Source organism: Acidocella sp. MX-AZ02 (assembly GCF_000306035.1).
Classification (GTDB): domain Bacteria; phylum Pseudomonadota; class Alphaproteobacteria; order Acetobacterales; family Acetobacteraceae; genus Acidocella; species Acidocella facilis.
This window is the reverse complement of the sequence record NZ_JH976209.1, coordinates 498,198-506,187: the sequence shown is the minus strand read 5'-3', so window position 1 is coordinate 506,187 and position 7,990 is coordinate 498,198. Positions and strand designations below refer to the sequence as shown.

The window sequence follows — 7,990 nt, the reverse complement described above, 5'->3', positions numbered from 1 at the left end:
ACCGGGCAGGCGTCAGACCGTATACGTCGTCTCTCGACTTCGCACAGCCCTGTGTTTTTACTAAACAGTCGCTACCCCCTCTTTTGTGCCACCCAATCATGGTTGCCCACAATTGGGTCTCGCTTATCCCGAAGTTACGCGAGTAATTTGCCTAGTTCCTTCAGCATAGTTCTCTCAAGCGCCTTGGTATACTCTACCAGTCCACCTGTGTCGGTTTAGGGTACGGTCTATATGCTAGAGCTATTTCCTGGAATGCTTAAAAAGCCAGATCAATCCAATAAGACCTGACAACATCTCGCATTCGTCACTTCTAGCAGGCACAGGAATATTCACCTGTTTCCCATCGACTACGGCTTTCGCCCTCGCCTTAGGAGCCGGCTCACCCTGCGCGGATTAACCTTGCGCAGGAACCCTTGGACTTACGGCGACAGTGTTTCTCACACTGTTTGTCGCTACTCATGTCAGCATTCGCACTTCTGATACCTCCAGGACCGGTCACCCGTATCCCTTCGCAGGCCTACAGAACGCTCCGCTACCGCGTGATAAATCACGCCCACAGCTTCGGTATATGGCTTGAGCCCCGTTACATTTTCGGCGCAGGATTTCTATTAGACCAGTGAGCTATTACGCTTTCTTTAAAGGATGGCTGCTTCTAAGCCAACCTCCTGGTTGTTTTGGAATTCCCACATCCTTTCCCACTTAGCCATAATTTGGGGACCTTAGCTGGTGGTCTGGGCTGTTTCCCTCTCGACGATGGACCTTAGCACCCACCGTCTGTCTGCCGTACAAGTCTCCTGGGTATTCGGAGTTTGGTTAGGTTTGGTAAGTCTTTGGGACCCCCTAGCCCATCCAGTGCTCTACCCCCCAGGGCATACATACGACGATCTACCTCAATAGATTTCGCGGAGAACCAGCTATCTCCAAGTTTGATTGGCCTTTCACCCCTAGCCACAGCTCATCCCCGACTTTTTCAACAGGCGTGGGTTCGGCCCTCCAGTGGGTGTTACCCCACCTTCAGCCTGGCCATGGCTAGATCACTTGGTTTCGGGTCTTCTGCCCGCGACTGAATGCCCTATTCAGACTCGCTTTCGCTGCGCCTACGTCTAACGACTTAAGCTTGCCGCGAACAGAAACTCGCTGACCCATTATACAAAAGGTACGCCGTCACACCAAAAGGTGCTCCGACTGCTTGTAGGCATCCGGTTTCAGGTCTATTTCACTCCCCTTGTCGGGGTGCTTTTCACCTTTCCCTCACGGTACTTGTTCACTATCGGTCACCAGGGAGTATTTAGGCTTGGAGGATGGTCCCCCCATGTTCAGACAGGGTTTCACGTGCCCCGCCTTACTCAAGTCCTCAAATGTTGTCTTCGCATACGGGGCTATCACCCATATTGCCGGACTTTCCAGACCGTTCTGCTAACGTCATTTGAGGCACTGGCCTGCTCCGCGTTCGCTCGCCACTACTAGCGGAATCTCAATTGATGTCTTTTCCTCCAGGTACTGAGATGTTTCAGTTCCCCGGGTTTGCCTCTCTACCCTATGTATTCAGATAGAGATCTCCTTGCGGAGGGGTTTCCCCATTCGGATATCTTTGGATCAAAACCTGCTCGCGGTTCCCCAAAGCTTTACGCAGCGTGCCACGTCCTTCATCGCCTCCTGGTGCCAAGGCATCCACCGAATGCCCTTTTGTCGTTCAATTCGTTCTCACCACACGTCATCGCATTGAACACACAATAACGCGCTACCCACCATAAACAGGAACCATCCATCGGCGTTCCGGCTCACCCTCCGCTCTTTCAGCTCCACCGCTAGGTACGGCAAAAACCAAAATCGCTTCATCGAGCAAACCCAACGTCCAACAGCGTTTGACTGTTAGGCAGATGAGATCACACATGCACTGAACACTCGAACCATCTTGTGTCTCGCTTCCGGCTTTCACCGTCCACGGGTCAGACAACCCAACACAAGAAGCCCGGACCGATCCTCAAGGCCAAAGCCCCAAAAACCAATGCGCGCATCCAGATGCACCAAAACCTATTCACCATGACAAAGAACAAATTCGTTCCCGACATTGCAGCTGGGAACAAACATCCAAGCCTCTTCGCCTTGACCTTTTCAGGAACAAGGTAAATCAGCTCGAAACTCGTGCTTACCTGTAACAGACATCCGCGCAAGGCCACTCAAGGCCCTACACCCAAAACCAACCAAAATCTGGTGGAGATGGACGGAATCGAACCGACGACCCCCTGCTTGCAAAGCAGGTGCTCTACCAATTGAGCTACATCCCCAGCAAGTTAAACTGGCCTGGCCGATTCAGACTTCGCAGCAAGCTGCTTCGTCATCGGCAGGCATGGCATCCTCACGAACACCACCACCAATCATGGTGGGCCAGGGAGGACTTGAACCTCCGACCCCACGCTTATCAAGCGTGTGCTCTAACCAACTGAGCTACTAGCCCGAGATCTAAAGTCCGCATCGGTTGATATCGACCCAAAGGCCGACATCGCCGCTGTTACAGGAAAGGGATACGTTGATGGCGCTTCATGACAACATCCGGACAGGATGTGTTGCCTAGATCATCCGATCCAGGTCTTTTTTTCAGGAAAATCCCAAATCAGTCAGCCAAAGCCAACCAATGCTCAGGATCATATCCTTGAAAGGAGGTGATCCAGCCGCAGGTTCCCCTACGGCTACCTTGTTACGACTTCACCCCAGTCTCTGACCCGACCGTGGTAGGCTACCTCCTTGCGGTTAGCGCACCTACTTAAGGTCAAACCAAATCCCATGGTGTGACGGGCGGTGTGTACAAGGCCCGGGAACGTATTCACCGTGGCATGCTGATCCACGATTACTAGCGATTCCACCTTCATGTACTCGAGTTGCAGAGTACAATCTGAACTGAGATGGCTTTTAGAGATCAGCACGGTATCACTACCTAGCTTCCCACTGTCACCACCATTGTAGCACGTGTGTAGCCCAGGACATAAGGGCCATGAGGACTTGACGTCATCCCCACCTTCCTCCGGCTTGTCACCGGCAGTTCCTCTAGAGTGCCCAACTAAATGATGGCAACTAAAGGCAAGGGTTGCGCTCGTTGCGGGACTTAACCCAACATCTCACGACACGAGCTGACGACAGCCATGCAGCACCTGTGCGGAAGGTCCCTTGCGGGAAAAGTACATCTCTGTACCGGTCCTCCCCATGTCAAATCCTGGTAAGGTTCTGCGCGTTGCTTCGAATTAAACCACATGCTCCACCGCTTGTGCGGGCCCCCGTCAATTCCTTTGAGTTTCAACCTTGCGGCCGTACTCCCCAGGCGGTGTGCTTATCGCGTTAGCTACGACACTGAGAAACTAAGTTCCCCAACATCCAGCACACATCGTTTACAGCGTGGACTACCAGGGTATCTAATCCTGTTTGCTCCCCACGCTTTCGCGCCTCAGCGTCAGTTAAGGACCAGGTTGCCGCCTTCGCCACCGGTGTTCTTTCCAATATCTACGAATTTCACCTCTACACTGGAAATTCCACAACCCTCTTCCTCACTCTAGCTTGCACGTATCAAAAGCAGTCCCCAGGTTGAGCCCAGGAATTTCACTTCTGACTGTACATGCCGCCTACGCGCCCTTTACGCCCAGTCATTCCGAGCAACGCTAGCCCCCTTCGTATTACCGCGGCTGCTGGCACGAAGTTAGCCGGGGCTTATTCTGCAGGTACCGTCATCATCGTCCCTGCCAAAAGTGCTTTACAATCCGAAGACCTTCTTCACACACGCGGCATTGCTGGATCAGGCTTGCGCCCATTGTCCAATATTCCCCACTGCTGCCTCCCGTAGGAGTTTGGGCCGTGTCTCAGTCCCAATGTGGCTGATCATCCTCTCAGACCAGCTACTGATCGTCGCCTTGGTAGGCCTTTACCCCACCAACAAGCTAATCAGACGCAGGCTCCTCCCAAGGCGACTTGCGCCTTTGACCCTCAGGTATCATGCGGTATTAGCAGCAGTTTCCCGCTGTTGTCCCCCACCCTGGGATAGATTCCTACGTGTTACTCACCCGTCCGCCGCTGCCATTGCTGACCGCGCGACTTGCATGTGTTAAGCATGCCGCCAGCGTTCGCTCTGAGCCAGGATCAAACTCTCAAGTTCATCCTACCCAGCGCCTAACCGGCACTAAATATAAATGAAAAAAGCCCTGCTCAAACATGTCGTCTCTCAGTCAAAGACCAAGAATATTCGAAGCGTTTCTGTACGTAATTTCAAAAGAAATACTCCAGCCACGCTTCCATAACGACAGAGGCAAAAACAGAAACTTAATCCCGCCCCTCATATCATCACCCAGATGAACCAAATCACCCAGCAGAGATCAGTAAACCAATCCCCAGAAACGCCACCAGCGTATCCCTTCCCAGCCTATGCAATTGTCAAAGAGCTAGAGAGGAAAATCTCAACCTGCGAACCAAAAGGTTCGTAGCAAGGCCATCCAATCTACCCGTCCAAGCGCCTCAGATCAAGTCCGCAGCGCCCGTCGGTGGAGGGGCTTCTAACGCCGACACACCGCAACTGTCAACGCACATTCATCAGCCCAGAAAACCGGGAAAATCCCAGGCTTTCCCTCACCTCCCTCTCGACCCGGGGTATAAATCCCCGGAAAATCTTTCAAAAAAATAGCTATGCGTTCAACGCATGGCTTGGAGATAGTCCTGCGTCGTGAAAATCCGGGCAAAGCCCGCCCCCAGCGTCGCGGTCACCGCCTGAATGATCGCCTCCTGGCGATAATCCGCCCCGAGGTCCGGCGCCCCCGTCGCATCGGCGATGAAATCCACGAAGTAATCCTTGTCATGCGCGGCACGGGCCGTGGTTTCACAGCAGAAATTGGTCATATAACCACAGATCGCCACGCGGCCGGCGTTCAGACTGCGCAGAATTACCTCCAGCGCGGTGCCCTCGAAGCATGAATAGCGGTGCTTGGTGATATGCAGCGCCGCCGGCAACTGCTTCAACCCGTCCACATAATCGGCCTCGGGTGTATCTTCGACGAAACTTACCGGCTCAGCTGTACCGCCGAAATCAAACATCCGCCCAGCGTCGCGCCCGTCCGCGCGGTGAACATGGCGTACATAGATCACCGGCTTGCCGGCCGCGCCGAATGCCTCGATCAGCTGGTTGATCCGACTCAGCGACGCCTGGATGCCCGGCACGCAGAGCGGCGAGTCGGGCATGGCGTAAATATTTTGAACGTCAATGACGAGCAGCGCGGTGTCGGACATAAAAACTCCCCGGAAATATAACCTTCCGGGGAGCCTAGCACTTAAGCCGCTTCGGCGAGATGACCGCCGATCACTAAACCATCCGGCGAGCCGGACACTTTCACGCTCTCTCCATCCTTCACCGCCCCTTCCAGGATCAGCCCGGCCAGCGGGTTCTGCAGGTTGCGTTGGATCACGCGCTTCAGCGGTCGCGCACCGTAGACCGGGTCATACCCCGCCTCGGCCAGCCAATCCCGCGCGGACTGGTCCAGCTCCAGCCGGATATTGCGCTCCGCCAGCAGCGCCTCCAGCCGTTTCAGCTGGATCGAGACAATCGCCCCCATATCCGCCCGCTGCAACCGGCCGAACAGCACGATCTCATCCAGGCGGTTGAGGAATTCCGGGCGGAAATGCTCGCGCACCCGCGCCATCACCCCGGCCTCGGCCAGGCGCACATCCTCGCCCTCGGTCTGCGCCGCCAGAATGTCCGAGCCGAGATTGGAGGTCAGCACGATGATGGTGTTCTTGAAATCCACCGTGCGCCCCTGGCCGTCGGTCAGCCGGCCATCGTCGAGCACCTGCAGCAGCACGTTGAACACGTCCTCATGCGCCTTCTCCACCTCGTCGAACAACACGACCTGATAAGGCCGCCGCCGCACCGCCTCGGTCAGCACGCCGCCCTCATCATAGCCGACATAGCCCGGCGGCGCGCCGATCAGCCGGGAGACGGCATGCTTCTCCATGAACTCGCTCATGTCGATGCGCACCATCGCCCGCTCATCGTCGAACAGGAACTCCGCCAGCGCCTTGGTCAGCTCGGTCTTGCCGACACCGGTGGGCCCCAGGAACAGGAAGGAGCCGATCGGCCGGTTCGGGTCCTGCAGCCCGGCACGCGCCCGGCGCACGGCGTTGGAGACCGCGACCAAAGCCGCCTCCTGCCCCACCACCCGGTGGCGCAGATCATCCTCCATGCGCAAGAGCTTGGCGCGCTCGCCCTCCAGCATCTTCTCCACCGGCACGCCGGTCCAGCGGGAGACGACGGCGGCTATGGAATCTTCCGTCACCGCGTCATTCACCATCTGCCCGTCCTGCTGGGCGGCAAGCTGCTTCTCCAGCTCGGGAATGCGGCCATAGAGCAGCTCTGAGGCCTTGCCGAGATCGCCCTTGCGCTGCGCCAGCTCCACCTCGTTGCGGGCCTGCTCCAGCTGCTCCTTCACCTTCTGCACGTCGGTGAGCTGCGCCTTCTCGGCCTGCCATTTGGCGGTCATCTCGGCGGAGCGCTCTTCCAGCTCGCCCAGCTCGAATTCCAGCTTCTCCAGCCGCTCGCGCGAGGCTGTGTCGGTCTCCTTCTTCAGCGCCTCGCGCTCGATTTTCAGCTGGATCAGCCGGCGGTCCAGCTCGTCCAGCGCCTCGGGCTTGCTGTCCACCTGCATGCGCAGGCGCGAGGCCGCCTCATCCACCAGATCGATCGCCTTGTCCGGCAGGAACCGGTCGGTGATGTAGCGGTTGGAGAGTGTCGCGGCGGCAACCAAAGCGTTATCCGCGATGCGCACGCCGTGATGCAGCTCATATTTCTCCTTGATACCGCGCAGGATGGAGATGGTGTCGGCAACACTCGGCTCACTTACGAACACCGGCTGGAAGCGCCGCGCCAGGGCAGCGTCCTTCTCCACATATTTGCGATATTCATCGAGCGTGGTGGCGCCGACGCAATGCAGCGCGCCGCGGGCCAACTCAGGCTTGAGCAGGTTGGAGGCATCCATCGCGCCATCGGACTTGCCGGCGCCGACCAGCGTATGCATCTCATCGATGAACAGGATGATCTCGCCTTCGGCGGACTCGATCTCCTTCAGCACGGCTTTCAGCCGCTCCTCGAACTCGCCGCGAAATTTCGCCCCCGCCACCAGCGCGCCGAGATCCAGCGCCAGCACGCGCTTATTGCGCAAGCTCTCCGGCACATCGCCATTGACGATGCGCAGCGCCAGCCCCTCGACGATGGCGGTCTTGCCCACGCCCGGCTCGCCGATCAGCACCGGGTTGTTCTTGGTGCGCCGTGCCAGCACCTGGATGGCGCGGCGGATCTCCTCGTCGCGGCCGATCACCGGGTCGAGCTTCTGCTCGCGCGCCAACTGCGTCACGTCCTTGGCGTATTTCTTCAGCGCGTCGAATTGCTGCTCGGCCGTGGCGCTGTCCACCTTGCGGCCCTTGCGCATATCGGCCACCGCCTTCTCCAGCGCCTGGGCGGAAACGCCGGCGGTCTTCAAGGCCCGGGCGGCGGCAGTCTCGCCCGCGGCCAGCGCCACCAGCATCCGGTCCTGCGCCACGAAACTGTCGCCAGCCTTCTGCGCGGCCTGCTGGGCGGCATCGAGCACGCGCACCAGATCCGGCGTCACATTCGGCTGGCCAGCCCCGGCCCCCTGCACTTTCGGCAATTTCGCCACGGCGGCATCCACCGCCTGCTTGGCCGCCTGCGGATCGCCCCCGGCAATGCGGATCAGACCGCTGGCCGCGCCTTCCTCATCATCCAGAAACGCCTTCAGCAGATGCTCCGGCGTGATCTGCTGATTATATTCACGCATCGCGATGGTCTGCGCCGCTTGTACGAAGCCCCGCGCACGCTCGGTGAATTTCTCAAAATCCATCTTTTTGCTCCTTCATCGTCCCTGCATCCCAGGCAACGTTCAGGCCCCGCCCCTCAATAGGCAACGCGACCTTGCCAACCCAATATGGGCGACGCCATGATCTGTCT

The 7,990-nt window shown here is 57.6% G+C and carries 2 protein-coding genes, 2 tRNA genes and 2 rRNA genes (1 of these 6 running past the window's edge); all 6 read right to left on the bottom strand.

Features of this window, described 5'->3' with window-relative positions:
- Positions 1 to 1,698: ribosomal RNA gene (locus tag MXAZACID_RS14655) — 23S ribosomal RNA — on the bottom strand (it extends 1,036 nt beyond the left edge of the window).
- 514 nt (positions 1,699 to 2,212) lie between these two features.
- A tRNA-Ala gene (locus MXAZACID_RS14645) sits at positions 2,213 to 2,288 on the bottom strand.
- 93 nt (positions 2,289 to 2,381) lie between these two features.
- Positions 2,382 to 2,458 (bottom strand) — tRNA-Ile (locus MXAZACID_RS14640).
- A 198-nt stretch (positions 2,459 to 2,656) separates the two neighbouring features.
- Positions 2,657 to 4,141 (bottom strand): 16S ribosomal RNA (locus MXAZACID_RS14635).
- Together the 16S and 23S rRNA genes with 2 tRNA genes alongside form the textbook arrangement of a ribosomal RNA operon.
- Positions 4,142 to 4,671: 530 nt before the next feature.
- Positions 4,672 to 5,262, bottom strand: a complete 591-nt coding sequence (locus MXAZACID_RS14630) for a cysteine hydrolase family protein (protein ID WP_008495248.1) — start codon at positions 5,260 to 5,262, stop codon at positions 4,672 to 4,674.
- A 41-nt stretch (positions 5,263 to 5,303) separates the two neighbouring features.
- Positions 5,304 to 7,883 carry an ATP-dependent chaperone ClpB gene (clpB, locus tag MXAZACID_RS14625; RefSeq protein WP_008495247.1) on the bottom strand — a complete coding sequence of 860 codons (2,580 nt, stop codon included), beginning with the start codon at positions 7,881 to 7,883 and terminating at the stop codon, positions 5,304 to 5,306.
- Between the last annotated feature and the right edge of the window lie 107 nt (positions 7,884 to 7,990).